Source organism: Calothrix sp. 336/3, assembly GCF_000734895.2.
Classification (GTDB): Bacteria; Cyanobacteriota; Cyanobacteriia; order Cyanobacteriales; family Nostocaceae; genus 336-3.
On sequence record NZ_CP011382.1, the window covers coordinates 5,807,736 to 5,834,547 of the forward strand.

Below are 26,812 nucleotides of genomic sequence, written 5' to 3' on the forward strand. Positions count from 1 at the left end.
AGGATTAAAGTACAACAAAATGCAGAAATATATTTTATATATCGCCTCATATTTTATAGGGTAAGTTGGTGGAAAACTAAAACATCACTGTGTAGTTGCTGCAACTTTTGCAGGTTTATAAGTGTAGAGAAGTGATGGAAATTAAAATGTTTTATTAAGTTTATCTTTTGTTGATATCTATGTATAAGCTAATTATCTAAATGATGCAGAATATTGTATTCTAAAACATAGAAAATCAAGATTTAACTTTCTTTCTAGATATCAGCCATTTTGTAAAAATCACGCTAACAATTCCGGGTATAATGCTAGGCTCCCAAACAGAAACAACTGTAGGAGAACCATAACTGACTGAGGCAAAATATAATCCATTGGGATCGACGACACTATAACCTGTTTCATTTCGACCAGCAGTTGCTAATGGAGTTAACCCAAAGAAAAAGCCACTAGGATTAAAATTTGCTGCTAATCCAGGTTTGTTAATCACAAAATTTAATCCTTGAAAATTACCATTTTGTATGGTTATCTTGGGAAACCGAGGATAGCCAACATCATCACGTTCCGTATATGTAATTCCTAAAAAATTAAAGCTGAGATGGAAAAGAGAAATCTCTGTACTACCTGAGCCAGTTAAAAGTTCATCGTTATAACTAAACACACCAGTATAAGACTTCCCCGGAGGAAAGAGAATATTATCTGTGATGCCAATCCCTGGGCGAGTGAAATCACTAACTGTAAAGGTTCGGCTGACTGTAACTGCTTTTACCAAATATGAATTAAAAATTGCCAAGCTTACCCAAGTCAGGCAAGTGGCAACGGTAGTTATGGATAAATTACGAATCATTTTAAATTTAGCAAATGCACTTATTCAAGTATTTTCCAGATAGCATTTTCTAAATAAGTACATTCATCGGATTGCCATGGGTATTCTGGTCGTTCAAATTCATGCATACTGACTTCAAACTGACAAATTTCTCTAAGATTTTCTAAAAGCGTTTCACTACGTCTTTCTGATAACCAGGTTGTGAGAGTATAGGTACCCATGTATAGATGTAATTCAGGTATTTCGCAGCGTAATGTATAGATTCCTGGTTCTCTGCGATAGGCTGCATCAGGTTCATAAAACCAGAAAATGGATATGGGTTGCTGTAAAGCACTGACTATCTGGAAGGAAAACCAAAGAGTTTCGTGGGGTTTTTCGATGTGGAGAGCAAATTCAAAGGTAATTGGTTTGCCCCAACATTGTATTCCCTGTCCTTCTGAGGTGTGTGCTTTTGCCCAACTAATATAGTTTCCGGTTTTAGTGGAGGGTGCTTGGTAACTAGTTTGGGCTTCGGCATTTTCTGTCTGCCCTGCTAGGTATAACTGTACTGCTTTGGCTGTACTACCATCAAATTGCACATTACCCTGAGAAAGCAGGATACAACGGCTAGTTAGTTGGGCGATCGCCTGCATACTATGACTGACAAACAAGACTGTTCGCCCTTCCTTGGTAGCAACATCACCCATTTTACCTAGGCATTTTTTCTGAAATGCGGAATCTCCGACAGCTAATACCTCATCCACAATCAGAATTTCTGGTTCTAGGTGAGCAGCAACAGAAAAAGCCAACCGCACATACATCCCTGAGGAATAGCGTTTGACTGGAGTGTCTAAAAATTTCTCAATTTCTGCAAAGGCAACAATTTCGTCAAATTTTTGTTGAATTTCTGCCTTACTCATCCCCAAAATGGAACCATTGAGGTAAATATTTTCCCTCCCAGTTAATTCCGGATGGAAACCTGTTCCTACTTCTAGTAAACTGGCAACTCTTCCTTGAATGGCAATACGTCCTTGGGTGGGTTCAGTAATGCGACTTAAAACTTTCAGCAGGGTAGATTTGCCGGCTCCATTACGCCCAATTACCCCAATTGCTTCCCCTGCTTGAATATCAAAGGAGATATTTTTGAGTGCCCAAAATTCTTCCTTACAGGATGAATTCTTCTTTTGATAACTTGGTTTCACAAAGTTCTTGACTAAAGATTTCGTTCCACTAGCTATCACATCTCGCAGTGATTTATAACGGTAACGTCCCCCCGATTCCTGTTGATGGGAAATGATATATCTTTTTGCTAAATTTTCTACATGAATGATACCGTCAGACATCTGCACTCATCCTTCCTAAATTACATCAGCAAACGTCCGTTCCATTTTGCGGAAGTACCAAATACCTGTGATTAAGAAAAATAGAATAAATCCCAGGGAAAGGATAAATCCAGGTAGATAAAGTTGTGCATCTCCACCTAAGATTGCCCAGCGAAAACCATCAATAACGCTGACCATTGGATTAATAGAATAGAGTAAGCGCCATTGCTGTGGTACAACATTGCTACTAAATCCTACAGGGGAAATATACAAACCAAATTGCACAATAAATGGCACTATATAGCGAAAATCTCGATATTCAACATTCAAAGCTGCTAACCATAACCCGACTCCCATGGCGGCAGCAAAGGCTATCAGAGTAAATAATGGTAGGCTTAATATCCGCCAATTAGGTATATAGTTATACCAAGCCATTAATCCCAGCAGAATCATTCCTGATACCATGAAATCTACAAAGCTAACCATGACTGCACTCACGGGTATCACCAGACGGGGAAAATAAACTTTGGAGATTAAATTGGCATTACTAATTAGACTGTTACTAGACTCACTTAGAGAACTAGAAAAAAACTGCCAGGGTAACATGGCAGCAAATACTAGGATGGGGTAGGGCGCACCCCCAGAAGGTAATTTCGCAATATTGCCAAAGACAACGGTAAATACAACCATTGTCAAAAATGGTCGAATTAATGCCCAAGCAATACCGATGGCTGTTTGTTTATACCGGACTAAAATATCACGCCAAGCTAGAAAATAAAGTAGCTCTCGGTAACGCCATAAATCTTTCCAGTATTGTTTTTCCGCTCTCCCCGCTTCGATAATCAATGGTGGTTGAGCAGTTATCTCTTCAGTTTTCATAATACTGGGTTAACCCACAAATTTAAAATCGCTCAAACTCTGAAATGAAACTAGTCGAGAATGTCTGCGAGTAAACTCACTGACTGATGGATTGCCATGGGGATCCATGACTCCTGCTACTTGCTGCCAAAGATGGGAAGGAGCAACGGAGATATCATAGGTGCGATCGCCCTGTTTGCGAACGTGATACCAATTTGTTTGTTGACATTGTTCACACCAAAAAGCCTCTACCCATTCCCCTTCTATGGCTACTGCTGTTTGACTAGCAACTAATAACATGGCATTTTTGCGGTTCATGCCTCGTTCTTGTAGTTGCCCAGCTTTATCGGCAAATAACTGATATTTCTGACTAACACTATCCAGATGACACCCATGGATGGGGCAATATATTGCCCTACGTTTAGAACGCTTACGATTTCGATCACACCTTCTCTGCAATTCGACCTCCCTTAAACAACATGGACAACAAAAAATAAGGGTTCAGGTTACGTTGGAGAGGCTGAGATCGTGAAGACCATCGAAGCCCACTCATGGTTACAAAAGTAACGAGCAAAATAATTATTCTGTTTATGAATGAAATTACTGATAAATTTCCCTAGCCTTTTTCTTGGAGATTATTAGAGTCAAAAATTTAACAATCTTGTATGGTGACAGCAATCACAATGACTTGGAAAATTATGGGTCAATCAAGGCTATTTTCGCGACTAACTCAACAATGTCAGTTCTCTACTCTCTACAGATGTTTATTCAATAGCCATTACGGCGTTTTTGCAGTTAAGTATATTCAGTTAGGTCTTGAGCTATAAAGCTTATTGCATCGGATTCTCTGTAATTTTGACTGTTTTAGTCATTCTAAAATTATTTTCTGTTTGAATTTTCGACGTATAAATCAGCGTTTGAATTCAATAGAAAATACCAGATATCAGATATGTCTGACGGTCTTTTGTAGTTAGTCCTTCTCCTTTGATTAGTTTCAATATCAATTATACAACGATGTCGTCAACTTTTGATGACTATATATTATATTTTTTTGACGAATATCGTGTATATTTTACATAAAAATCTCGACAGGAACTTGTTAGATAAACTTGGCAAAAATTACTCCATATTTCTTCTCTTGATATCATAAAAATTCAGATATCAAATAGGGCAAATATTGCTTCATCAACTGATACCTGACAACAGTTGTTGATAGCTGGGATAAATCTTTATCAGACAGCAGATTAGATAATAGATTGGTATAAGATATCTAAGTATCTATGGGCAATGATATCCAAAGTGAAGTGCGATCGCATATATTTACGACCATCTTGTCCCATCCCTTGGGCTAATTCTGGCTGTTGATACAGTAAGCGAATAAACTCTGCCAGCCCTTTCCCATCACCGTTTTCAAAGCTCCGACCACATTTTGCTTCTGATACCATCTGCCGCAGATCAGAAGATTCTGAACAAATCGCTGCAACTGGTCTACCAGTCGCCAGAATTGGATAAAACTTACTAGGAGCTACATAGCTTTCCATGCCAGCATCTACACTCACCAATGATAAATCACAGGCTGTTAAGGAGTAAGGAAGTATTTCCTTATCTTGGTAGGGCAAGAAAATAAAATTATTCAACCCCAAATTGAGAACTTCTTGAATTAATTCCTCTTTCTTCGCACCACCACCAATACAGACAAACTGTACTGGTTCATTCTGTAATTCTTGTGCTGCCTTTAACATGGTTTCAATATCATGACAGCGTCCCATATTTCCAGAATAAAGAACGGTGAATTTCCTCACCAAATGATGCTTCCAAGCAAACCAATTCTCTTCTTTGGCAATGGGTATAATCCAATCGGGATCGCTCCAACTATGAATCACAGAAATTTTGTCTTTTGCCTCAGGATAAGTAGCAATGACTTTTTCTTTCATCCCTGGACTCAGAACGATAATTCTTTTGGCTTTACGCCACAACCTACTGTTGATTCCTTGCCAGAATGAGACAATGGGGTGTTTTTTGGAGACTACACCTAGGGCGATCGCAATATCTGGATAAAGATCGTAAACTATGCAGACGTAGGGCAGACGAAATAACCAATGAGCGATAAGACCTAATATAGGTGCAAACGGTGGAGCCGTAGTCAATAAAACAACATTAAACTTTCGTCCATTACGCAACAGGTGTAAGGCAGCTCTCAAGGTGAATAAAACCCCATTTATCGCTTTACCCCTGACTCGTTTGGGCCATAATTGTGCTGTGCGGGATCGGTGAACTAAAACCCGACCTTTGCGTTCCACATGAAGAGCTTTTTGAGAGTGAAAAGCATATCCAGGTTGGCTAGTGAAGACCTCCACATTTATGCCCATTTTCCCTAGATGCTTGACTAGTTCTTCCAATAACTGACCTGTAGCCGCAAAATCTGGTGGGAAAAACTGAGTAATCACAGATAACTGAACACTTTTTTCCCCATGACCTAAACCCTTATAACCTGTTTCTGACTGATCCAAATTGGAAAGGGATAGTTTTTGATTAATCCATTCACTAATTGTCATCGGCTTCGTCCTGTAAAATTTGCAGATGCCATGAAACTGTTTCAGCCGCTATCAACACCTGATAAATGCTCCTTCAGCAACTCGGTTCGCACAAATATACTATTCCATGCGATACATCCCCAATACTGCGGTTACGCAAGTAATTGCCCTAGGAACCCCTGTTGAACTATGAGTTCAATAATACGTACAAGCAAATATTGACCTAATACCAATACGCTTACTCACGAACATATAGCCTGTAAACTTACTGAGCAGGCAAAAATGTGAGTAACAACCATATTGGGGTTACCATAAATTGTTTATAAATAAAGTTAGCTGCGGGAAATACTGGCTTTAATCTTTAGGTATTTACACGCCAGATTACTAATACTTTTTCTCATCCATTCACTGAGTATCATCTGCAATAGCCTGCGTAAAATAGTTTTTCAGAAATTACTACTAAACTCTTCTAATCACTTTTGGGTAACACAAATAACCTTTATCCTTCAGTTGAACTAATACTCTGAAGGTCGGTAAAAATTCATGATTATGACGTACAGCAGGTTTCTAAGGCTCAAGAACGGATATATGAATCCCTATGGACAAAGATATATTCACTTAATGTTTCACGGCAAGGGCAAGAATAATATAGAAGCATACTCAAAAAAATACTGTGAATTTTAAGTTACCTCTATCAAATTTCCTTAGTAATTCATGCCTAACAGTTGAGCTTGCCATGAGTGAAAATTTTTCGTCTCCTTACTCTATAGATTTTATGATCGATGTTGGTCGATTTATCTCTATCTTGAAATAAATATTTACTCAGTCATGAGTCAAATTTGTATGGGGCACGAGTGTCAAGTTTACATGATTTTTAATTTAAATACCACTGTATTACATGAGAAGCCTCAATTTTCCCTGTCGCCTATGAATATTAGCACATTTTCTGTTTTTTAAATCTCAAGACTTCCATATTTTTACTTAATAAATGGCAACAATATCGGTGATTAGTATAAAAAAATCATCTTAAAACTTTTGTGTCGATGTATGAATTACTGAAACTCTAACTCCTCAATAGTTGCCGAGGTTATGGTTACTTATCTTCTCAAAATTAAATTATACCATTATTTTTATACACTGAGATAATTTTAGGAAATATATTCAAATATAAATCTCAAAATTTACTATTGAAAACCGTGGATTAATTTATAAAATACAATTAATACAGATATTAACTTGATAGTATCAGCCTTTGTAGATATGTAATAAATTCAGCTTGCAAACCAAGAATATAATTATCTTTGTTTAGAAAGAAAACATTAAGATACTGACTACATATCTGCTTGGCAAGATGGGAACTTATTCATCAAGCAACTGTGATTATAATCACATTATATTAGAATGACAGCATCATCATCTAGGTTTTCAGCTATTTGCGCGAGCAATAAATATCACATAACTACAAGGAAAAATATGCCAAAATGTCCTTTGTTTAGAGAAACTGATGTTATTAGAGCTACACAAATTTGTTCATCAGTATCTACACCAAAGTAAAGTAAAAATTACCATATATTAAAAATGTTATACTTGAATCAATCTTGTGTGAAAAGTACTGATTTCTGCTAGAATCTCCATACCATGAAATAACTCATGTCAACAATTCATGTCAGTACAGGATTTTACTAGTTAGTTGCCTGTGTGATGAATGGGTTATTGTGACAATATTTCCACCGACTACGCCTGAAAACCGCAAGCTGTTATCAATGATTTTGCCCGGGTAATTACAAAATTTTTACATAGTGATGGATAATAATAATTATTCCCGTTCTATCAACTATCAAGAAGAAGGGAAAGTAATGTCGCCAACTTTTCCACAGTCCCTTTCTCCATGGTCAGAGCTACCGACAGAAGATTGGAATTTGTCCGATTTTTTAAGTACTTTGCAACGTCGAGGATTGATTATCGTAGGTGTAGCTACGGTTGTGATGATGGCTGTAGTCTATTCCACAGTTAGGCAGAAAACTCAGTATGAAGGAAGTTTCCGCCTACTGGTAGAACCTTTAGATGAAGAAATCAGAGTTTTAGATATTGACTCTCAAAAGAATGGTAGTTCCGGGAAGTCAAACCTTGACTATGATAGTCAAATTCAGGTATTGAAAAGCCCGGAATTGATGACGGGTATTATCAAGCGTTTAAAAGCATCTCAAAATGATATTGATTATGCAAATTTAGTCAATGGTTTGACAATTAATCGCCTTGGAGAAACAAAAATCCTCGAGGTTAGGTATAAAAACGGCAGTCCAGAAAAAACTAAAGCTGTTTTAGATGAAATTTCTCAGGCATATTTAAATTATAGTTTGGAAAAGAGGCAAACTAGCCTGCGTCAAGGTGTGAGATTTGTCGATCAGCAGTTGCAGATTATGCAGAAGCGAGTGGATCAGTTGCAAAAAGATTTACAAATCTTTCGCCAGAAAAACAATTTTGTGGATCCAGAGAATCAGACGCAACAAATTTCTAATCAAATAAATCTGCTATCTCAACAAAGACTGGATGTTAATAAACAGCTAGCAAATATCCGTGCAAGTTGGCAAAGTTTACGGCAAAATCAGGGTAAACTCGGTGTACTGAATAATAGTAGTACTTATGAGCAGTTACTAGCCCAAGTTCGCCAGATAGAGACGCAAATAGCTACGGAATCAACTAAGTTTCAATCTGAGAGTCCAACTATTCAATCTCTAAAGGAAAAACGGGAAAGTCTATTACCTTTACTGCGTCAAGAAGCACAGCGTGTTGTCGGTGTGAAGCAAGCAGAAGTGGCAACCCAGATGCAAATTTTAGAGGTGCAAAATCAGGAACTGGCAAAAGCTGAGAATAAACTAGAACAAAAACGTCAAAAATTTCCTATATTGACTCGCCAGTATACGGAAATGCAGAGAAAATTACAGGTGGCGACTGAAAGTTTAAATCGGTTTCTCTCAACGCGAGAAACTTTGCAAATTCAGGTAGCTCAGACGGAATTACCTTGGCAAGTGATACAGGGAACTAAGGTACCCAGGGAAGCGATCGCCCCGAATATTCAACGAAATTTGACATCAGGTTTTATCTTCAGCTTGATATTAGGTATCGGTAGCGCCTTATTAATAGAGAAGCTAGACAATACTTACCATTCTCTCAATGGTCTAAAAGCAAAAGTGAAATTGCCCATTTTAGGTGTTATACCCTTTGAGAAACTATTACACCATGGGGATCAGTCCTTGCGTACTCGCCAATTAGCGATCGCGCAGATACCAGATTCTGTACCACAAGACATTTCCCCTGGTACGAACCTAGAAGTCAACCATAGTTCCCATACACCTAAATTTGTGGAAGCTTTACGAGTACTGCATACAAATCTGCAACTACTCAGTGGCGATCGCCCCACTCGTTCCATTGTTGTCAGTTCTGCTATGTCTCAAGATGGCAAATCAACCATTGCTTTCCACCTCGCTGAAGTCGCAGCTGCCATGGGACAGCGTGTGCTGTTAGTAGATGCAGATATGCGACAGCCGAAAATTCACCAGATGGCAAATTTAAACAATCATTGGGGGTTAAGTAATTTAATTTCCAATGGATTACCCATCACAGAGGTGATTTGTCAAGCACCATTTAGCAGTCAACTATTTATCATCACTGCCGGCAAAACTCCTCCAGATCCCACCAAACTTTTGTCATCAGAGAAGATGAAACGCTTGATGGCAGAATTTCAGCAACAGTTTGATTTAGTCATTTATGATTCACCCCCGGTTTTAGGACTTGCTGATGCTAGCTGGATTACTCCTCAAACCGATGGAATGCTGCTAGTTGTCAGAATTAACCAAACGAACTCTAGCACTCTCAAACGCGCCCTTGATAACCTGAAAATTACACCAATGAATGTTTTAGGTATGGTTGTGAATGGTCAAAATAAAGACTTTGGTAGAACTTATAACTATTAGGTAGGAGCTAGAAACCATAGCTCAATCACCTGAGGAAAGGCAATGATTCATGACTCCTCCGAATTAATTCGGGGGATGCTAATTTTGTGAATTTTACAGGCAAAATCCTAGCCATCTGATATAATCTGAGATTGTCTGTCTAAATCTTTTCCGCTCGGATCAGGTGGACATCACAAAAGCTGGTGGTTATGTCAACCAGCTACCTGTACGGCAAATCATAGGACAATTTCATGACTTACGCGATTATTGAAACAGGTGGTAAGCAAATCAGAGTTGAGCCAGGTCGTTTTTACGATATTGAACTGCTGGCTGCTGAAACCGACGAACAAGTGACCATAGACGCAGTACTTTTAGTACAACATGAAGGCGAAGTCACCATTGGACAGCCAACAGTGGCAGGAGCAACTGTAGAAGGTACAATACTACGACACCTCAGAGGTCGTAAAGTCCTGGTGTATAAAATGAAGCCCAAGAAAAAGACTCGTAAAAAACGTGGGCACCGTCAAGAAATTACGAGATTAATGATTAACTCTATTAGTCTTAATGGTACTGTGATAGCTGCGAAAGAGGCAGCACCTGCGGCTGAAACTGTTGCCGAATAATAAAATTTAAGTAGTATAAAGAGAAAGAGGAATCATGGCACATAAGAAAGGTACTGGTAGTACAAGAAACGGACGCGACTCTAATGCTCAACGACTGGGTGTAAAGCGTTTTGGTGGTCAAGTGGTACGTGCAGGTAATATCCTGGTACGTCAACGTGGTACAAAGTATCACCCTGGAAATAATGTTGGTATCGGTAGTGATGACACTCTATTTGCTTTGGTGGATGGTGTTGTCACCTTTGAACGTAAAGGTAAAAGCCAAAAGAAAGTTAGTGTCTATGCACCTGTAGAAGCTGTTGCTTCTTAATTTGCAAGTTATTGGAAATAGAGAAATTATATTTCTTCCAGGTAAAAACAAGCTGTAATCTTGGTTTTGCCAATATTGGGGAAGTAAATTTCTGTTCTATGGGGGTGAATAAAGTTCACCCTCTTTTTTATGTTTTTGAGAAATCATAGTAAATAACGTGCCATAAATTGTTCTAGCAACACACCTAAACCTAAACCGGAGAGGGAGCAAATAGTAATAATCCAAAAAGATTTACTTTCCTGAAAACCGAGAGCTTGAAATTCGATTCTTGCGAGAAGGGAAGCAGATAGAATTACCAGAATATCAAGGAAGAGGCGAAATCTTGCCAGAATCAGAAAAAATAGAAACGCACCAACTAGGGTGAGACAAAATGAGCGAAAATTAGATTTCAATAATTTATCGAAATAATTCGCACTCATTGTCCAAGGTCTGGTAAGAGTGGCAGCAAGAGTTACAATCGCAGTAATTGTGAGAATCCATATCCCAGAGGGGATATGTGCTTTGGATATCACCCAACCTAGAGCTAGATAGGTGAGAAGCAAAAGAATTAGAGATAGCCAGGGAATTTGTTTCATGCTTCCTGCCTAATTTTTAGAATTTACTAAATAGCTCCGCCAATATGACATTAGAGAATAAAAAACCATCGGGATCGGTTAAATATATTCTTTCTGTTGTTATCTTGACCCAACCTTGACTTTGAAATGGTTGTAATACTTGCCAAATTGTAGTTAATTTATCTGGGGAGAATTGTGCCTTTAATGATGTAATACTGATACCTTCTGCTAGTCGTAATCCTAACATTAATGTTTCGAGTAATACCTCATTTTCCTCTGTAACTGCACATTCTAAAAGACATCCAGAATTTACCCATTGATAGTATTCTTGGGTTTTGCGAGGACGGGTAAAGCGTTTTCCTTGGGTATAACTAGCTGCACCCATACCAAAGGCATAGTAAGGTCGATTTTCCCAGTAAACTCGATTATGGCGGCATTGGTGTCCAGGTTGGGCATAGTTAGAGATTTCGTAATGTTCGTAACCTGCTTCAGTCAGGGTTTTTTGTGCTGTCTGGTACATCCTGACTGTGGTTTCATCACTGGGTAGGGGTTGGTTTCCTGGTTGGTAATAACGACCAAAGGCGGTACCTGGTTCGATGGTTAAATCATAGATAGAGATGTGGGTTGGTTGGATGTTAATAGCTGCTTGGAGGGAGTTTTGCCAGATGTCTAAGGTTTGATGGGGGAGTCCGGAAATTAGATCTATACTCAATTCGGGAATCCCGACTTGGTGGATTAGGTCAACGGCGGTGAAAATATCAGGGAGGGTGTGCGATCGCCCACATTTTTCTAACAATTCTGTCTGAAAAGCTTGTACTCCCAGACTGACTCGGTTGACTCCTCCATGGTGATAACCCTGGATATGTTGCAAGTCAAAGGTTCCTGGATCCATTTCCATGGAAATTTCTCCATGACTGACAATCCCAAAACGTTGCTCCAGTTTTGCCAATATCTGATGTAGTTGTGCAGTCGAAAGTAAAGAGGGAGTTCCACCCCCAAAGAAAACCGTTGTTAAAGATTCTCCCAGGTTGGGTGTCATATCAATTTCTTGACATAGTTTTTCCACATAATCGCCCATGGTAGGAGAATTTTCCCCCCGACGGCGATCGCCAACCACAAAAATCGGAAAATCACAGTAAAAACAACGCCGACGACAGAAGGGAATATGTATGTAAGCTGCTCTCGGGATACCAAAATTCATAGGTTTCGCTGGGATTTCCCACAATAGTTACCAAAAAAAGTCGATATATACATAATTTCTCAGATAGAACTAAATAGTTAACTGAAACAGTTAAAATAGGGGTTAGATAATAAATTTTAGTTTTGATGAAAAAATTCACAATCACATTTTTCTATTTGCCATTTTCCCGAACCAGATAAATTAATTATTTCCGATTCAGCGTGAATATGGCTAACTTTGACAGATTGTTTATCGTTTTACAACAAAAATAAGAGAATTATCAAGAATAAAATAGTTTGGTTATAATGATTGCAGACGACATATGAATATTTCTAAATCTCTTAACCATCGATAAAAAAAATACTTCATCATATTCAGATAACACAGTTGTAAGGAAGCAACAAAACCATGCTCGATGCCATCATTATATTTTCATTCATTCTGGCAACGGCGGGGGTAGGGTTCTACAGCACTGAGCTACTACCTAACGGTACTCTCGACGGGGTGACAAACCTAGAAGCTTTACGCTTTGTCGTTGCGACATTTGCTGCAATTATTGGCGGCGCAGTGGGTTTAAGATTTCAAACAGGATACCGACGGTTAGAATCACAAGTCAGGGAAATGCCCTTTGAGATGATTTTAACTCGGGCGATCGGTTTAGTTATTGGCTTACTAGTTGCCAACCTGATGTTAGCACCCCTATTTTTGTTACCCATTCCGGCAGATTTTAGCTTCATCAAACCCTTAGTTGCTGTAGTCGGAAGTATTGTGCTTTCTTATACGGGAATGAATTTAGCTGATGTCCATGGGCGTGGTTTATTGCGCTTAATTAATCCGAATACTGTGGAAACAATGGTAGCAGAGGGTACGCTAAAACCTGCGGCAACCAAAGTGTTAGATACAAGTTGTATTATCGATGGACGTATCGAAACTTTACTGGAAACAGGTTTTTTGGAAGGACAAATCATTGTTCCCCAATTTGTTCTACAAGAGTTACAACAAGTTGCCGACGCGAGTAAAGACCAAAAACGAGTCAGGGGTAGAAGGGGGTTAGAGATACTCAACCGGGTCAAAGAATCTTACCCTGAAAGAATAGTGATTAATGGGGCTGATTATGAAGATATTGCCACTGTTGATGCCAAACTCGTCAAATTTGCCCAAGAAATCAATGGCACCTTGTTAACTAACGATTACAACCTCTCTAAGGTTGCGAGTGTGCAAAAGGTTCCCGTACTTAACGTCAATGACTTGGTGAATGCTGTACGCCCCACATACCTTCCAGGTGACAACATCGACATCAAAATCCTCAAGGAAGGCAAGGAACCGAGTCAAGGTATCGGTTATCTAGATGATGGAACTATGGTTGTAGTTGAAGAAGGTAGTAATTATGTTGGTGGTGAGTTGCGGGTAGTTGTCACTAGCGCCTTACAAACATCTGCCGGCAGGATGATTTTTGCAAAACCCCAAGCTTCTGCCTTGGCATGATTTAAAGACGAATGGTCAGGTCTATCAGGTATAAACTCTGCGATTTTTGTGAATTAAATAGTGATGTTTTATACCGCATCAAATATCAAAAGGGTGGAAGTTGGGTGTTTGTATGTCCTGCTTGTTGGCAAAATCTGAGTCAGGAAAACCCTTTTTATCAGTATGGAGGAACTTGGAAAGCGAAGAAAAAGCATTGAATTTGCCATTGCTTTCCCTGTTCCTTAGCTATATTTTCAGGAAAATTAGAGAATTATTGACAAGCAATCCGTGATTAGCAATCTTCAACTGCCACTTGCACATATTTGCTGTACATAATGGCTGCGGAATTACAGAACAGGCAAGTCACGGCTAATAATAGGAGGATATAGGTAGGAGCCATAACTACGCCGATCGCAAACCAGCTATAGACGTGCAGCAGCATTAGCAAGGGGAAAATCGAAGCTAACCCGGCAAATAGGGTAATTTGGAGCGTTGGGAATCGTAAATAAGCAAATCCTAGGATAAATAGGGTCGTGATTAAGTTTGCTGGAACGAGAAACGCGCAAATCCCAATACAATTAGCGCGGGAAAATTCAGCAATGCTGTGAAAATCGAGCATTAATTTTTGAGGTAGCGTCAATTAAGTATAGGATACTTAATAAATAAAGCAAACAACAACTTGATTGTTTATTAAGCTTATTTAATAAAAAGATTTATAAGTCAACAATACTAGAAGCTTGATAAGCTTTGTAAAATTACCTGTAACAGGGCAGATATTATCTGAGTCTAAGTGAATAGGAAAAAAGACTATACTTTACTTTTTTTGAGAGCAAAATTTCTAATTCGATAGGAATAATACCAGGGTGTGACCTCGATAAATCCTAATTTTCTAATTTTCTGCTCTTCTGGTTTACCTGGGTATGTATAACAAATTGCAGGCAGTCCCGACTGTTCGGATGAGTCGGGAATTACAAAAAAACAGCAGGATATTTATTTCCTAGCCCATGAGAATAACTGTGTCAATCACATGAATTACACCGTTATCCGCAATAATGTCTGCTGCTACAACTGTGGCATTTTTCACTTCAAAGCCATCCGTACAATCAATCTTGATGCTAGAACCTTCTACTGATGTTACAGTTCCAAGTTGTGCTAAATCGTCCCGTGTGAGTTTGCCCGGTACAACATGATACGTCAAAATTCTCGTTAGTTGAGGAATATTTTGCACAAGGGTTTGGATTGTTCCTGGTGGTAATTTGGCAAACGCATCATCATTGGGTGCAAATACCGTAAAAGGACCAGGACTTTTTAATGTTTCCACCAATCCTGCAACTTGTACTGCTGTCACCAAGGTTTGAAAGGAACCTGCACCTACTGCAATATCAACAATATCTGCCATTTTGTTTCACCATGACTCTGAGAAGATTGTAAAGGATAGTCAACGAATTTAGGGAAATCTTCTAGAGTCTGTAGATTTTCTATACCAATGATAGGTATTAGTAATTACTATTCACTGGCGAAAATATAGAAGACATCGCAGCTTTTTTCTGTTCTTCAGGATGATTCGTGTAAAGTTTTGTAACATTTTACGTAATTTCTCCAGGAATCGCGGAAGTTTTCTAGGGAAAGTAGTGAGAGAATACAGGGTGTATTCTGAGTGATTATGCATCAAAATTTACAAGAAAAAACACCAGAAAATATCTTAGTTATCGACAATCATGAAATACATCAAAGTGGGACAATCAAAGTTTTGAATTCTCAATATCCATCGGTGAAAATTACCACTGCTCAAACAGTAGAAAATGCATGGAGAGAAATTGCTTGTTGTTTGCCAGACATCATCATTACCGATATTTACTTGCCACGAGATGGGTTAGGCAATGCAGCAGTTGAGACAGGGTTGGAGTTTTTGAAGCAGTTAATGCCTAGATATCCACAGTTAAATATAGTTTTTTATAGTTTACATATTCAAAAATTAATATATTTGAAGTCAGAAATTGATGCTCACCAGGGTGGCTTTATTGTGACTCATAAAAATCTTCATGCTCAAGAAGTTTTACATCGAGTAAATTGGGCATTGCAAGGATTGAAATATACTAAAGATATTTATTACCCTGATACTGATTTGACTATCAAACCAGAATTATTACAGCTGTTGAATTTGGCTTTTCAAGAAGGATTACAGGATAAGGCGATCGCGCAACATATCTGCGTTTCTGAAAGGATGGTACGTCACTACTGGGATCAAGTACAATCTGCTTTGGGGATTGATTGTGCGGAATTGAAGAATCAAGGTAAAAATATCCGCATCGTCACCCAAATTCGAGCGCGGGAGGTAGGTTTAATTGATTGAATATTAGGGTATACAATCGGTAAATTAATGTTTCATGATTGGTAATCGATAATTTATTGATATAAAAAAATACGATTGCGTCCGCGTCTTTTTGCTTGATAGAGAGCAGCTTCGGCTGTATTAATTAACGTTGTTGCTTCCATTTCTTCGTCAGGTATAATACTGGCAACACCAATACTAACTGTCAAGACATTTGCGGGCAATCCACCAATTCCTGGATAATCACAGGGAATGGCTAAATTCTTTACCTGTTCTCGAATATTTTCAGCTAATTGTGTCGAGTATGTACTATCTTTGTAGGTAAGAACTGCAAATTTTTCTCCATTATAGCGAGCAATTAAAATATCACCCTCTGCCTGGAATTCGGAATTACTGTAGAAGGGTAATCTTCCTGATTGTAGGGTATGACTATGGGATAATGTCTGGGGAATCATGACTTTACTCACGCAATGATTAATTGTTTGGGCTATTTTTTTTAAACATTCATCCCCGGCAATGCTACCATAGGTACGATTATAAATTTTAAAATAGTCTACGTCGCAGAGAATTAGGGAAATAACATTATTTTTTGGAATAGCTTTTTGCCATTCTGCTTCTAAATAACTATAAAAATAGCTACTATTTGGTAGTTGGGTTAATTGATCAAGACTTGAAAGAAAGCGTAATTGTTGATTCTCTCTTTCGAGCTTTTCTAAACGGATATCACTGAGAGATTTGAGACTTTCTAACCTTTCTCGAAAATATAAACGATACAAATTGCAAGCAGGAAAAGCACGATAAGCAGAGTTAAATGACGAAGTTGTATCACCAGTAAAGTTGACTAAACCTAAACCAGATAATTTGGCAGCGATCGCGGGTTCTAATTTCACCCCAGAGTTAGAGATTAGCACTTCCTCAAAAGCTGCTGCCATCTCTGGATTTTTGCGGAGAATTAAAGTATACTGCCGTAGGTATTCGTGGTATATGCCAGATTCGCAGGTGGCTTTTTCTAGTAAGCTATCTAAATCGTATTCTAGACTGGCTTTACTTACTAGATGGTACAATGCTAACCTCACTAAATAGGGATATCCTCCCACCATTGCCATCAATTTTTGTGCCTTAACCCCATCACTCCAATCTAAACCATGACGTGCGGCAAGTTCTTGGATTTGTTGCTGGTTAAAGGGCAATAATCGTAAAGGTAAACCAATACTAAAAGGTGATTGGGTAAGGGGAAAAGGTAGAAAAAACTCTGTGGTTTGGGCTAAAACAATCCGTAGTTTTTGCCAAGCGTGGAGATGTTTTCCCTGCTCATACCAAGAGCGTAATAGGGGCAAGAAATTATGGGAAATTTCTGGATAGGCAAATAACCAATCTATTTCTTGAAAAACTAATACTAGAGGATTTTCAATAGATGGAAGCAAATATTCCTGAAAGTATAGGGAGCAGCTCATCTTACTACCTATTTCCAAATTCCAGAAATCCTTTAATTTGGCTTCTAAACCTAACTCTCGACTCATATTTGCACAAAACCAGCGCAGAAATCTATCGAGATTGCTGAATACATCTGTATCTACTTGTTGAAAATCGATACTTACTGTTTTGTAACCTAAATTTTCTGCCTGTGCTATTATCCGCAAGATTAAGGAACTTTTACCCATTTTCTTGCTACCTTGAATGGAAATCACACTTCCAGGTTTACTAATTTCCTCGGTAGCTAAATCTTCTACGGGGGGACGATGAATGTAAAATGGGGAATTAAGAGAAACTGGACCACTAGGAAACTCTAGGGATGCAGCATGATACATCCGATGATATTCCTGAATTAATGATTCTTGGGAAGGTGTTAAGCGCTGATTTTCTAAGATTTGACGGAAGTTAGATTTATGGATAGGTTCTGGTGAAAACTCACTCAGTAGCTGCCATAATAGAGAAGCAACTTTACGCACTCTCTCTTCTCCGTAGTGGGCGTTAATTGCAATATTTGTATAGGTTTTACCTTCCCAAGAGGAGCGCAAAACCATTTCCTGAAGGGGTGTTAAAGAATTAGATAAACTGGCTCTAAGTAGTAATACAACTTCATCTATGGTCATTAGTTGTCTATTTCAACTGACTGTAGTGTTTCCTCAAACATTTTTCTCTGTAAAGTGTAAAGGGAGAGGATTTACCTCCATGTAGCCTTCTGACAACACAGAAAGACTTGCTTCTTGCCAAAAGGCTACAAAACAAGTATTGACATTTATACAGGAATCTGAATCTACTAGCCAGTCAACTCTATGCTTTGATTTAAGCATAATTTAATCAACTTGCAAACTAATTGCAAATCAAAATCTGATTCTTGTTGTATATTCGTGACACAAAATCTATGAGTGCGATCGCTCCTATAAAATTTCGGAAGCTACCTACCCAGAATTGGGGAGGAAAGATTTTTCACTGGGTGAATATTGTGAGTTTGTTTGTCATGTTGACAAGTGGATTGCAAATTTATAATGCTAATCCGGTGTTTGGTGGAAGGGGAGGTTTGCATATTCCCCCAATATTTACCTTAGGTGGTTGGTTAGCAGGTGGTAGACATTGGCATTTTGCTGCCATGTGGGTATTCTCTTTGAATCTACTCTGGTATGGATTATATATTCTCGTGACGCGACGCTGGCGACATCGGTTTGTTGGTAAAAATGATTTGCAAGCATTACAAAAAACTCGCAACCCCCAACGTTTAACCTATGCTTGGCATCGTATAGTTTATACAAGTATTATTCCCATACTTTTATTTGCGATATTTACGGGTATAGGAATGTACAAACCTGCCCAGTTTCCCCAAATTGTCGATTTATTTGGAGGTTGGCAAGGTTTAAGAATTGTACATTTTCTGTCTGTACCCCTAGTGATAATTTTTGCGATGCTTCACAGTTGGTTAGGGAAAAAAGCTGGAGGTACGGAGTTAACAGAGTCAATGTTTTGGTGAAGAGATATAGTCTTGAGGTTAATTAGTTAAATGCAGACACCAGATGCTAATTTTAGTCGGCGGCAATTTTTGCAACTTTCCAGTTTATCAAGTGTGAGTTTACTGTTAGGTGGTTGCGGTACACCCATATTTGAAGATGTGGTGGGTAAATTATCGGAACCTTTAAATCAGCAAGCAGAAAGTCTAATTTTCCAACCGCAAAAACCCGTACCAGAATTTTCCTGGAAGCAAGTAGAGCCAGATGCTTTAATTGTTAATACTTTTAGAAATACGCCAATAATTGATAGTGAAAAATATCGTTTAGTTATTGATGGGGAAGTAAATCATCCGTTGAGTTTGAGTATGGATGATGTGAAAAAATTATCTTTTACTTCCATGATTATTCGTCATGTATGCGTGGAAGGTTGGGCAGCAATTGTGCAGTGGGGCGGGGTAAAGTTGCGAGATTTAGTAGCTTTAGCTCAACCCAAAAATACAGTTAAGTATGCCTATTTTATTTCGGCTGATGGCTACTATTCCAGTTGGGATATTAACTCAGCTTTACATCCCCAAACTTTATTAGCCTATGAAAAGAATGGGGCAAAATTACCAATAGATAATGGTGCGCCCCTACGTTTAGCTTCACCGATTAAACTCGGTTATAAACAGAGTAAATGGGTGACAAAAGTGACTTTAGTTAGTAGTTTGTCTCTACAACGGGGATATTGGGAAGATTATGGTTATGAGTGGTTTGCAGGATTATAATTTTTGAGTAGCAAGTATATCTCGTGTTTTTTCCCAGGATGCTGATAATAATTCCTTGCAAAATAGACAACTGACAATATATTGAGCGTCTACAATTTTACCTCACATTGCACTATTGTCTCAAATTAACGGGAGATTGTCAGGATTGTTTATCTTCAATATTTTTGTACATTTGCTCTAGGATAAATCTTTCCTCAACATTCCGCAAAAAGTAACCATCTACCATTGCAGAACCCAAAATTCTGCCTAATTCATCGCGGTTAGTGGTAATCAATTGATTAAATCTATCAGTAGATAAGTTAGCCAAAATTGCCGCGATCGCCATTCTGATGGCATCAAGTATTTCTGCTGAACCTGGTTGGGAAAGTTCGGCAACTGTTTGGGGATTTAATGATTGTACATACTGTAACAAACTGTTATCAGAGTTATCAGCAAAATAATTGGGTTGAGGATGGGAAAGATTACTCATAGGATAATTATTTTGTCTAGGAGATAATGAATTGATATTAAGCAATCTATCAATTTTTATCTTGCCATCCTATGAGTTTTTCCGAACTTTTCTATGGTGGTTTTCTTCCCAGTATAACTACAGTAGGTAGGATTTCTCAGTTATTTCTATACCACATATTTTATAGCCATGGGAAAAACTAAGCGAATTCTGACTATATAACCTCAAAAATTATTTGTGATTCATAAACTCGATTTGTTCGGTATCGCAATGATTTTTGGAGATGATTTTCTAGCCAAAATTAAATTATTATCTCTGTATTCTGGTTGATTGATAAGTTGCTGATATATCCTGACTAATTCATCATTTAGTTTTTCAATTTCAAAATATTTCTCAACATGCTTACGTCCATTTTTACCCATTTCCTGGCATTTTTCAGGATGCTGTATGAGATACATTAACCTATCCGCAATAGCTGAAGTATCTTTTTCTCGTACTAAAAAACCAGATGTATTATCTTCTACTAATTCTGGAATTCCTCCATGTTGAGTAGCAATTACTGGTAAACCCATAGCCATTGCTTCTTTTAAAGTATTAACTGGTGCATCTTGATTTCCATCCTCAGCGGTGATACTAGGAGCAAGTAAGATATGGGAATTATCCAGAATTTGAATAATTTCTGTTTGAGTTCTCCAACCCCAAAATTTAACTTTATCTGTAATCTTTAAATCCCTAGCTAATTTTTCTAATTCGGCTTTCAGATAGCCATCTCCAATTATATTATACTCAATATTCTGGTAAATATTAGCAACTTCTGCTATGGCAAGGAGAGCATACTTAAAACCTTTTTTTTCTACGAGTCTGCCAATACTTGTAATGATAATTTTTTCTGTGACTGGATGATGATGGAAATGGAAATTTTGGCAATTGATACCAGAGTAGTGAACTGTAATTTTTGTAGGAGGGCAACCAATTTTAATAGCTCGATTGCGGAAAAATTCACAATTCGCTAGGAACAAATCTCCAGATTTAAATAACTTGTTATATACCCTCGTGCTATTTTTTTGGAGATAGGAGCTTATATCATAACCACGGAAAGATGTCACCAACTTACCTTGAATTACTCCTAGCTCGCGCAGAGTCATTCCTGTTAAACCGTGGGTTCCAAATTGACAGTGAATAATATCATATTTAGGTATATCTAGAAAAGACATTACTAAATATAGTAATCTCAGGGATAAAGCGAGTCTGCCGTATTTCCAAAAATTGAGCGATCGCCATATCATCCTATTTGGAATTTTTCTCATAGAAACTATTAACTTTAATGCCCCAAACAACCTCCATATATAGTTTTGGGGAATCGGAATTAAATAGTGAGTCCGAGCAATAAGATGATATTTCTCCACATCTGGATGAAATTTTGTAACTTCCTGAGGTTGATATCCATAAATATGTACCTCATGTCCACGTTCAATTAATCCTGTTATCTGATTGATAATAAATGTTTCTGAAAGGACAGGAAAATGACCGACGATAAACGCAATTTTCATGTCAGTTAGCGATGAATAAATATTTTTACTGAGAATACTTAGTCAAGTATGGACAAATAACTGAAGAGAGAGTCGGAAGCAACAAGGAATACACATAAAAATTTTTCTCTGTCCAAATATTTTATCTTATATACAACTGAAATTTGATAAATAATTGGAATTTTTCCCCACTTCATCGCTAGGATGATAAAAGTAACTTGATGGAAAGTAAAAAAAATGACTTTGACAACAGAAATTCTCTCCCAACTACCAGGAGATGTACTGACGGGATTACGTCGCGCTGACAGTATGTTGACAAATTTACGCCAAGGCAATCAAGTAATTCCCCAGGTAGTAACAGTTAGTCAAGAAAATATCAGTACGAGGGAGTGGGATGTCATTATTTGTGGCGGTACATTAGGAATTTTGCTCGGTGCTGCTTTAGCGATGAAGGGGATAAAAGTTGCCCTATTAGAAAGAGGTATTTTACGGGGTAGGGAACAGGAATGGAATATTTCCCGTAAGGAATTAGAGGTATTTCTAGAGTTAAACTTATTAACTGCAACAGAATTAACCCAGGCGATCGCCACAGAATACAATCCTGCGAGGGTAGGTTTTCACCAAGGAACGGAAGTTTGGGTAGAGGATGTCTTAAATATTGGGGTGGATCCTCTGTATCTCCTAGAAACCCTGAAACAAAAATTCCTGGCTGCTGGGGGAACTCTCCTAGAAAATACTCCCTTTTCTGGGGTAGTTGTCCATCCCAATGGTGTAGTAGTTAATGATACTTATACCAGCCGTTTACTAATTGATGCGATGGGACACTTTTCCCCTATCACCCAGCAAGCAAGGGGAGGAAAGAAACCCGATGCATTATGTCTAGTTGTGGGAACTTGTGCAGAAGGTTTTCCGGAAAACCACCAAGGGGACTTGTTGTTATCTTTCACCACCTTAGAGAACCAATGTCAGTACTTCTGGGAAGCTTTCCCAGCAAGGGATGGCAGAACAACCTACCTATTTACCTACATGGATGCGGATCCGCAACGTATAGGTTTGGAAACGTTCTTTGAGGAGTATTTGCGCTTGCTGCCAGCATATCAAAACATTGAACTGAATCAGCTCACATTTAAACGTGCTTTATTTGGCTTTTTCCCTTCCCATCGTCAAAGTCCCCTGAAAACACCATGGAACTATATTCTCCCCGTGGGAGATAGTAGTGGTTGTCAATCTCCCCTCAGTTTTGGGGGGTTTGGTGCGATGGTACGTCACCTGAAGCGGTTGACTGATGGTATTACCGAAGCACTAGAAACAGAACAATTATCAGCATCTGCACTGCAATTATTGCAACCCTACCAACCGAGTTTATCGGTGACATGGTTATTTCAAAAAGCTATGAGTGTAGGTTTACAGCAAAAAATTGCCCCTCAACAAATTAATCAGCTACTATCAGCAGTTTTTGCAGAAATGCAACAGCTTGGAGAACCTGTATTAAAACCATTTCTCCAGGATATTGTGCAATTTTCTGCTCTGACTCAAACTCTATTAAAAACCAATTTTTCTCATCCTATGTTAGTTGCCAAAATTATTCCCCATGTGGGATTAATCAGCTTAATAAATTGGTTATTACATTACATTAATTTGGCAATGTACACCATTCTATTTGCGTGCGCTCAAATTCTTCAACCTTGGGAAAAGAACTTATCACCTGTTGCTCAATACTATTGGCATCGTTGGGTAGATGGGTGGAAATATGGTGCAGGGAAAGATTATTAATGGACAAAAAATCATCCTAGGAAGGATTAAAATTCAAAAAATCCCAAGTAGATTCTAAAAAGTTTGTGCTATGAGTGTCATTCTCCGTAAAATTTTGAGTCATTGAGAATCAATTTACGGTTTCTAGAAATTACATAATCTTTGTATTTTGTCTTAAAAACATATATGCAGACATCGGGACGTACAGGACATAAATATTTTGGAACTCTTATCAACTTGCTGCGAGATAGGCAGATATTTTTAGAAGAGATTCGCCAAGGAATTAAACTTCCAAGTAAAATTTTTTCTTTGCTCATTTGTAGCTCGATATTTTTGGCAATTTATGGCGGAATTATTGGTGCATCTCATAGTTGGATGCAAGCGCTAGCATCGTCAGTCAAATTGCCTGTCCTCTACCTGATGACATTAATAATTTGTCTACCTACTTTGTATTTTGCCAATATTATCTTTGGTTCTAAACGCTCCCTCGGTCAATATTTTGCCCTCGTATTAACTGCGGTTTCTATTACTAGTGTTTTGCTCTTTAGCTTTGCACCCATTGCACTATTTTTCATCATCACTACGAATAATTATCAGTTTCAGATTTTATTCAACGTGATAATTTTTGGTTTCACCGGATTTATGGGAATTTCTTCCCTATATAAAGCCAGTAATATTGTTCTGGAACAGGAGGGAGAAGGATTAGAAACCAGAAGAAAAATTATCCGTGCTTGGCTATTTCTCTATGCATTTGTGGGTAGTCAATTAGGATGGACTCTCAGACCATTTTTTGGTAATCCTGGCTCAACTTTTCAAATGTTTCGGCAACTCCATGGGGAGGAAGGAAACTTTTACTTAAGTGTGGTTAAATCTTTGATTTATCTCCTCGGATTTCGCTAGTATCATCCCAATTTTGAGAATAAGTACTTAGAAACATTCTCTGATTAATTATCTCTGAAATCTCAATTAATAAAACTCACTTTTTAATATGCTACAAAAACAAAATCCCGGAATTAAACACTTTGACATTCTGCTGACTTTACTGCGCGATCGCCAGAATTTTCTCGAAGAAATCAAACAAGGAATCCGATTACAAGCAAAAGCTAATTCTCTGCTAGTTGTTAGTTCTATTTTCTTTTCTATATATGGAGCAATTATTGGTGCTTCCCATAGCTGGATGCAAGCTTTGTCTGGAGCAATTAAATTTCCTGCATTCTATCTTCTGAGCTTGATCATCTGTTTTCCCACCCTATTCTTTTTCAATGTTCTATTCGGTTCTCGTAGTAGCTTACAACAACATTTTGTTGTCTTACTCACTGCGGTGTCTGTGATGAGTGTACTGCTTTTTAGCTTTGCACCTGTCACCCTCTTCTTCCTCATTACCTCACCAGGTTCCTACCAATTTTTTAAATTGTTGAATGTCTTTATCTTCTTTGTCACAGGTTCCTTTGGAGTCAAATTTCTTTACGATGGGATGCAATTACTCTCCCAACAAGATGAAATTGGGAAGGCAACTCGTACTACTATTTTAAGGTCTTGGTTGCTCCTATACGCCTTTGTGGGAATGCAATTAGGCTGGTTCCTACGTCCATTTTTCGGCGCACCAGGAAGCCAATTTGAGCTATTTCGTGCAGTGGGTGGTAACTTTTATCTAGATATCATTCAAGCTCTGTCAGAAATTCTCGGATACAAATAATTCTGATTACTCCATGGTTGGCGATCGCGCAAAGTTTTAACAGGTATGGCGATCGCCACAAAATCTCTAACTTTTCCATCGATAAGTTTTGTTTTGGGGTTAAATCCTCACTACAAAACTTTATTGTATTAACCTAGCTTCTCCCAGAGCGACATATTACGAAATTACGTTAGTATGACTCTCCCGAAGGAAGGATTACGAATGATTTTAACTCTAATACGGTAGTTTTAATCTATCTTTTCCTGGATTTCCTGACTATACCAATTATCTACTTGTTGATGAATTGCTGATAATTCTTCCTGGGACATTTTATCTAAATTCTTCAGAATAAAACTCATCCTTCCCTGGGTTTGTAGTTTGTCTCGATGACGTTCTAAAAAATGCCAGTAAAAGAAATTAAAAGGACAAGCTTTTTCTCCTACACGCTCCTTGGGATTATATACACATCCCTGACAATAATCACTCATTTTATTAATATAATTTGCTGAAGCTGCGTAGGGTTTAGAGGCTAAAATGCCACCATCAGCAAATAAACCCATACCAATAACATTAGTTTGCATTACCCAGTCATACCCATCAATAAATACTGCATGGAACCAATTTTCCACTGCTTGGGGTGATAAACCAGCAATTAACGCAAAGTTACTTAATACCATTAATCTTTGGATATGATGGGCATAACCTGTATCAGCAATTTGGGTAAAAATTTGGTGTAAACAGTTCATTTGAGTTTGACTGTTCCAGAAAAAATTCGGTAGAGCTTGGGTATGCTGAAAATAATTTTTCTTCCCATAGTCTGCACCCAGATAATGGTAAATCCCATGCATATATTCTCGCCATCCCAAAACTTGACGGATAAATCCTTCTACACTATTGAGATGTAATTTTCTACTGTAATGTGCATTTTCTGCGGCTTGAATTACTTCTAGAGGTTGTAATAAACCTAAGTTTAAGTAGGGAGAAATTAGGGAGTGCCACATAGTTTTTTCTCCCGTCACCATCGCATCTTGATATGCTCCAAAATCGGCTAATCTATAGTCAATAAACCAGTTTAAAACCTCTAAAGCTTGGGTACGATTTACACCCCAAAGAAAATTATCACAATTTCCATAGGTAGGAACAGATAAATGCTTAACCTTCTCCATTACCTCTAGGGTAATTTTATCTGGTGTAAACCACATTGCTGGAGGAGTTTGTAAGTTTTTTTTAGGAGGTTTTCGGTTCTCTTTATCAAAGTTCCATTCTCCCCCAACTGGTTTATCACCTGCCATCAGAATATGAAATTTACGCCTACCTACACGGTAAAAATCTTCCATCAGTAGACGTTTTCTCCCCTTTGCCCAGTTTTGAAATTCTTCTCGACTCCAGAGAAAATGGTTATTAGGAATTAAGCTAATTTTACAGGGTAATTCTAAACTGGAAATCTTCTGACTAAAGGTCTGATCATTAGGTGTCATCACCCGTAATTCTGTGATTTTTTCCTCTTCTATCCATGTTCTGAGAGGTGTAATAAAATCATCGGCGATCGCGTAAGTTACATGGTAGCCTTTTTCTCTTAATTCTTGTGCAAAATGCCGCATCGCTGACCAAACTAAAACCAGTTTTTGCTGATGATAGGGTCTTTCCTGAATATGACTAAGTGATTCAATCAAAATTACTGGTAACGAATTTATCTTACTACAACTCTGTAAAGCCGATTCCTCTAACCATAATTGATCACCTAAAATCCAAACTCCAATAGTCATAAATTAA

23 protein-coding genes are annotated in these 26,812 nt (G+C 38.1%); 10 read left to right on the forward strand and 13 right to left on the reverse strand.

All coding sequences use genetic code 11. The features are described 5' to 3' along the window. Positions 1 to 235: 235 nt before the first annotated feature. The 5 genes from IJ00_RS27275 to IJ00_RS24195 form a co-directional block, all read right to left on the reverse strand. Entirely contained in the window at positions 236 to 841 is a 606-nt protein-coding gene (locus IJ00_RS27275) for a hypothetical protein (RefSeq protein ID WP_052754532.1), read from the reverse strand. Between the two features lie 20 nt (positions 842 to 861). After that, positions 862 to 2,142 carry a polysaccharide ABC transporter ATP-binding protein gene (locus tag IJ00_RS24180; RefSeq protein ID WP_035157620.1) on the reverse strand — a complete coding sequence of 427 codons (1,281 nt, stop codon included), beginning with the start codon at positions 2,140 to 2,142 and terminating at the stop codon, positions 862 to 864. 15 nt (positions 2,143 to 2,157) lie between these two features. Then, on the reverse strand, positions 2,158 to 3,000 hold the full coding sequence (locus IJ00_RS24185; RefSeq protein ID WP_035157622.1) for an ABC transporter permease: 843 nt from the start codon (positions 2,998 to 3,000) through the stop codon (positions 2,158 to 2,160). 9 nt (positions 3,001 to 3,009) lie between these two features. Then, positions 3,010 to 3,438 carry a hypothetical protein gene (locus tag IJ00_RS24190; RefSeq protein ID WP_144416079.1) on the reverse strand — a complete coding sequence of 143 codons (429 nt, stop codon included), beginning with the start codon at positions 3,436 to 3,438 and terminating at the stop codon, positions 3,010 to 3,012. 785 nt (positions 3,439 to 4,223) lie between these two features. After that, on the reverse strand, positions 4,224 to 5,534 hold the full coding sequence (locus IJ00_RS24195; protein ID WP_035157626.1) for a glycosyltransferase family 4 protein: 1,311 nt from the start codon (positions 5,532 to 5,534) through the stop codon (positions 4,224 to 4,226). 1,781 nt (positions 5,535 to 7,315) lie between these two features. On the opposite strand from IJ00_RS24195, the gene IJ00_RS24200 reads away from it, so the two are divergent. The 3 genes from IJ00_RS24200 (at position 7,316) to rpmA (ending at position 10,396) form a co-directional block, all read left to right on the forward strand. Beyond that, complete coding sequence (locus tag IJ00_RS24200; protein ID WP_035157627.1) at positions 7,316 to 9,487, forward strand: polysaccharide biosynthesis tyrosine autokinase; 2,172 nt, start codon at positions 7,316 to 7,318, stop codon at positions 9,485 to 9,487. Positions 9,488 to 9,717: 230 nt separating this feature from the next. Beyond that, positions 9,718 to 10,089 (forward strand): 50S ribosomal protein L21, encoded by a 372-nt coding sequence (gene rplU / locus IJ00_RS24205; protein ID WP_035157629.1) that lies wholly within the window; start codon positions 9,718 to 9,720, stop codon positions 10,087 to 10,089. 34 nt (positions 10,090 to 10,123) lie between these two features. Then, positions 10,124 to 10,396, forward strand: coding sequence for a 50S ribosomal protein L27 (gene rpmA / locus IJ00_RS24210; protein WP_035157631.1), 273 nt, complete (start codon positions 10,124 to 10,126; stop codon positions 10,394 to 10,396). A gap of 143 nt (positions 10,397 to 10,539) precedes the next feature. Here rpmA and IJ00_RS24215 read toward each other — a convergent pair whose 3' ends face one another. Next, the gene (locus IJ00_RS24215; protein ID WP_035157634.1) at positions 10,540 to 10,971 is read right to left on the reverse strand and encodes a hypothetical protein; all 432 of its coding nucleotides are present in this window, start codon (positions 10,969 to 10,971) and stop codon (positions 10,540 to 10,542) included. 16 nt (positions 10,972 to 10,987) lie between these two features. Beyond that, on the reverse strand, positions 10,988 to 12,151 hold the full coding sequence (hemW, locus tag IJ00_RS24220; RefSeq protein WP_035157637.1) for a radical SAM family heme chaperone HemW: 1,164 nt from the start codon (positions 12,149 to 12,151) through the stop codon (positions 10,988 to 10,990). 387 nt (positions 12,152 to 12,538) lie between these two features. Here hemW and IJ00_RS24225 point away from each other — a divergent pair, with 387 nt between their 5' ends. Continuing rightward, positions 12,539 to 13,615 (forward strand): PIN/TRAM domain-containing protein, encoded by a 1,077-nt coding sequence (locus tag IJ00_RS24225; RefSeq protein WP_035157639.1) that lies wholly within the window; start codon positions 12,539 to 12,541, stop codon positions 13,613 to 13,615. Between the two features lie 271 nt (positions 13,616 to 13,886). Here IJ00_RS24225 and IJ00_RS24230 read toward each other — a convergent pair whose 3' ends face one another. Together IJ00_RS24230 and IJ00_RS24235 are read right to left on the reverse strand one after the other, a co-directional pair. After that, entirely contained in the window at positions 13,887 to 14,213 is a 327-nt protein-coding gene (locus IJ00_RS24230; protein WP_035157642.1) for a hypothetical protein, read from the reverse strand. 378 nt (positions 14,214 to 14,591) lie between these two features. Next, positions 14,592 to 14,993 (reverse strand): fasciclin domain-containing protein, encoded by a 402-nt coding sequence (locus IJ00_RS24235; protein WP_035157644.1) that lies wholly within the window; start codon positions 14,991 to 14,993, stop codon positions 14,592 to 14,594. Positions 14,994 to 15,257: 264 nt separating this feature from the next. Between IJ00_RS24235 and IJ00_RS24240 the strand changes: the two genes are divergently transcribed. Beyond that, a complete protein-coding gene (locus tag IJ00_RS24240) occupies positions 15,258 to 15,947 on the forward strand; it encodes a response regulator (protein ID WP_035157647.1) in 690 nt (229 codons plus the stop codon). A gap of 53 nt (positions 15,948 to 16,000) precedes the next feature. On the opposite strand, the gene IJ00_RS24245 is transcribed toward IJ00_RS24240, so the two are convergent. Then, entirely contained in the window at positions 16,001 to 18,019 is a 2,019-nt protein-coding gene (locus IJ00_RS24245; protein WP_035157650.1) for an AAA-like domain-containing protein, read from the reverse strand. A 272-nt stretch (positions 18,020 to 18,291) separates the two neighbouring features. Here IJ00_RS24245 and IJ00_RS24250 point away from each other — a divergent pair, with 272 nt between their 5' ends. Further along, a complete protein-coding gene (locus tag IJ00_RS24250; protein ID WP_035157651.1) occupies positions 18,292 to 18,891 on the forward strand; it encodes a cytochrome b/b6 domain-containing protein in 600 nt (199 codons plus the stop codon). Between the two features lie 30 nt (positions 18,892 to 18,921). Continuing rightward, positions 18,922 to 19,635, forward strand: a complete 714-nt coding sequence (locus IJ00_RS24255; protein WP_035157654.1) for a molybdopterin-dependent oxidoreductase — start codon at positions 18,922 to 18,924, stop codon at positions 19,633 to 19,635. 139 nt (positions 19,636 to 19,774) lie between these two features. On the opposite strand, the gene IJ00_RS24260 is transcribed toward IJ00_RS24255, so the two are convergent. Together IJ00_RS24260 and IJ00_RS24265 are read right to left on the reverse strand one after the other, a co-directional pair. Beyond that, positions 19,775 to 20,104 (reverse strand): DUF760 domain-containing protein, encoded by a 330-nt coding sequence (locus IJ00_RS24260; RefSeq protein WP_035157656.1) that lies wholly within the window; start codon positions 20,102 to 20,104, stop codon positions 19,775 to 19,777. Positions 20,105 to 20,325: 221 nt separating this feature from the next. Continuing rightward, positions 20,326 to 21,633, reverse strand: a complete 1,308-nt coding sequence (locus IJ00_RS24265) for a glycosyltransferase (RefSeq protein WP_046814911.1) — start codon at positions 21,631 to 21,633, stop codon at positions 20,326 to 20,328. A gap of 216 nt (positions 21,634 to 21,849) precedes the next feature. Between IJ00_RS24265 and IJ00_RS24270 the strand changes: the two genes are divergently transcribed. The 3 genes from IJ00_RS24270 to IJ00_RS24280 all read left to right on the forward strand — a co-directional run bounded on the left by IJ00_RS24270 (position 21,850) and on the right by IJ00_RS24280 (position 25,060). Then, a complete protein-coding gene (locus IJ00_RS24270) occupies positions 21,850 to 23,385 on the forward strand; it encodes an FAD-dependent oxidoreductase (RefSeq protein WP_035157658.1) in 1,536 nt (511 codons plus the stop codon). A 165-nt stretch (positions 23,386 to 23,550) separates the two neighbouring features. Continuing rightward, positions 23,551 to 24,264 carry a hypothetical protein gene (locus tag IJ00_RS24275; RefSeq protein WP_035157662.1) on the forward strand — a complete coding sequence of 238 codons (714 nt, stop codon included), beginning with the start codon at positions 23,551 to 23,553 and terminating at the stop codon, positions 24,262 to 24,264. A gap of 88 nt (positions 24,265 to 24,352) precedes the next feature. Next, the gene (locus IJ00_RS24280; protein ID WP_035157665.1) at positions 24,353 to 25,060 is read left to right on the forward strand and encodes a hypothetical protein; all 708 of its coding nucleotides are present in this window, start codon (positions 24,353 to 24,355) and stop codon (positions 25,058 to 25,060) included. Between the two features lie 227 nt (positions 25,061 to 25,287). On the opposite strand, the gene IJ00_RS24285 is transcribed toward IJ00_RS24280, so the two are convergent. Continuing rightward, entirely contained in the window at positions 25,288 to 26,805 is a 1,518-nt protein-coding gene (locus tag IJ00_RS24285) for a cryptochrome/photolyase family protein (RefSeq protein ID WP_035157668.1), read from the reverse strand. Positions 26,806 to 26,812 lie beyond the last annotated feature (7 nt).

Bases quoted from the DNA above. Each gene is read 5' to 3' on its own strand.
- IJ00_RS24245 (WP_035157650.1), bottom strand. From the start codon at position 18,019: ATGACCATAGATGAAGTTGTATTACTACTTAGAGCCAGTTTATCTAAT.
- IJ00_RS24185 (WP_035157622.1), bottom strand. From the start codon at position 3,000: ATGAAAACTGAAGAGATAACTGCTCAACCACCATTGATTATCGAAGCG.
- IJ00_RS24240 (WP_035157647.1), top strand. From the start codon at position 15,258: ATGCATCAAAATTTACAAGAAAAAACACCAGAAAATATCTTAGTTATC.
- IJ00_RS24180 (WP_035157620.1), bottom strand. From the start codon at position 2,142: ATGTCTGACGGTATCATTCATGTAGAAAATTTAGCAAAAAGATATATC.
- IJ00_RS24285 (WP_035157668.1), bottom strand. From the start codon at position 26,805: ATGACTATTGGAGTTTGGATTTTAGGTGATCAATTATGGTTAGAGGAA.
- IJ00_RS24200 (WP_035157627.1), top strand. From the start codon at position 7,316: ATGGATAATAATAATTATTCCCGTTCTATCAACTATCAAGAAGAAGGG.
- IJ00_RS24260 (WP_035157656.1), bottom strand. From the start codon at position 20,104: ATGAGTAATCTTTCCCATCCTCAACCCAATTATTTTGCTGATAACTCT.
- IJ00_RS24275 (WP_035157662.1), top strand. From the start codon at position 23,551: ATGCAGACATCGGGACGTACAGGACATAAATATTTTGGAACTCTTATC.
- IJ00_RS24280 (WP_035157665.1), top strand. From the start codon at position 24,353: ATGCTACAAAAACAAAATCCCGGAATTAAACACTTTGACATTCTGCTG.
- IJ00_RS27275 (WP_052754532.1), bottom strand. From the start codon at position 841: ATGATTCGTAATTTATCCATAACTACCGTTGCCACTTGCCTGACTTGG.
- IJ00_RS24235 (WP_035157644.1), bottom strand. From the start codon at position 14,993: ATGGCAGATATTGTTGATATTGCAGTAGGTGCAGGTTCCTTTCAAACC.
- IJ00_RS24265 (WP_046814911.1), bottom strand. From the start codon at position 21,633: ATGAAAATTGCGTTTATCGTCGGTCATTTTCCTGTCCTTTCAGAAACA.
- IJ00_RS24225 (WP_035157639.1), top strand. From the start codon at position 12,539: ATGCTCGATGCCATCATTATATTTTCATTCATTCTGGCAACGGCGGGG.
- rpmA (WP_035157631.1), top strand. From the start codon at position 10,124: ATGGCACATAAGAAAGGTACTGGTAGTACAAGAAACGGACGCGACTCT.
- IJ00_RS24270 (WP_035157658.1), top strand. From the start codon at position 21,850: ATGACTTTGACAACAGAAATTCTCTCCCAACTACCAGGAGATGTACTG.
- rplU (WP_035157629.1), top strand. From the start codon at position 9,718: ATGACTTACGCGATTATTGAAACAGGTGGTAAGCAAATCAGAGTTGAG.
- IJ00_RS24250 (WP_035157651.1), top strand. From the start codon at position 18,292: ATGAGTGCGATCGCTCCTATAAAATTTCGGAAGCTACCTACCCAGAAT.
- IJ00_RS24195 (WP_035157626.1), bottom strand. From the start codon at position 5,534: ATGACAATTAGTGAATGGATTAATCAAAAACTATCCCTTTCCAATTTG.
- hemW (WP_035157637.1), bottom strand. From the start codon at position 12,151: ATGAATTTTGGTATCCCGAGAGCAGCTTACATACATATTCCCTTCTGT.
- IJ00_RS24255 (WP_035157654.1), top strand. From the start codon at position 18,922: ATGCAGACACCAGATGCTAATTTTAGTCGGCGGCAATTTTTGCAACTT.
- IJ00_RS24215 (WP_035157634.1), bottom strand. From the start codon at position 10,971: ATGAAACAAATTCCCTGGCTATCTCTAATTCTTTTGCTTCTCACCTAT.
- IJ00_RS24230 (WP_035157642.1), bottom strand. From the start codon at position 14,213: ATGCTCGATTTTCACAGCATTGCTGAATTTTCCCGCGCTAATTGTATT.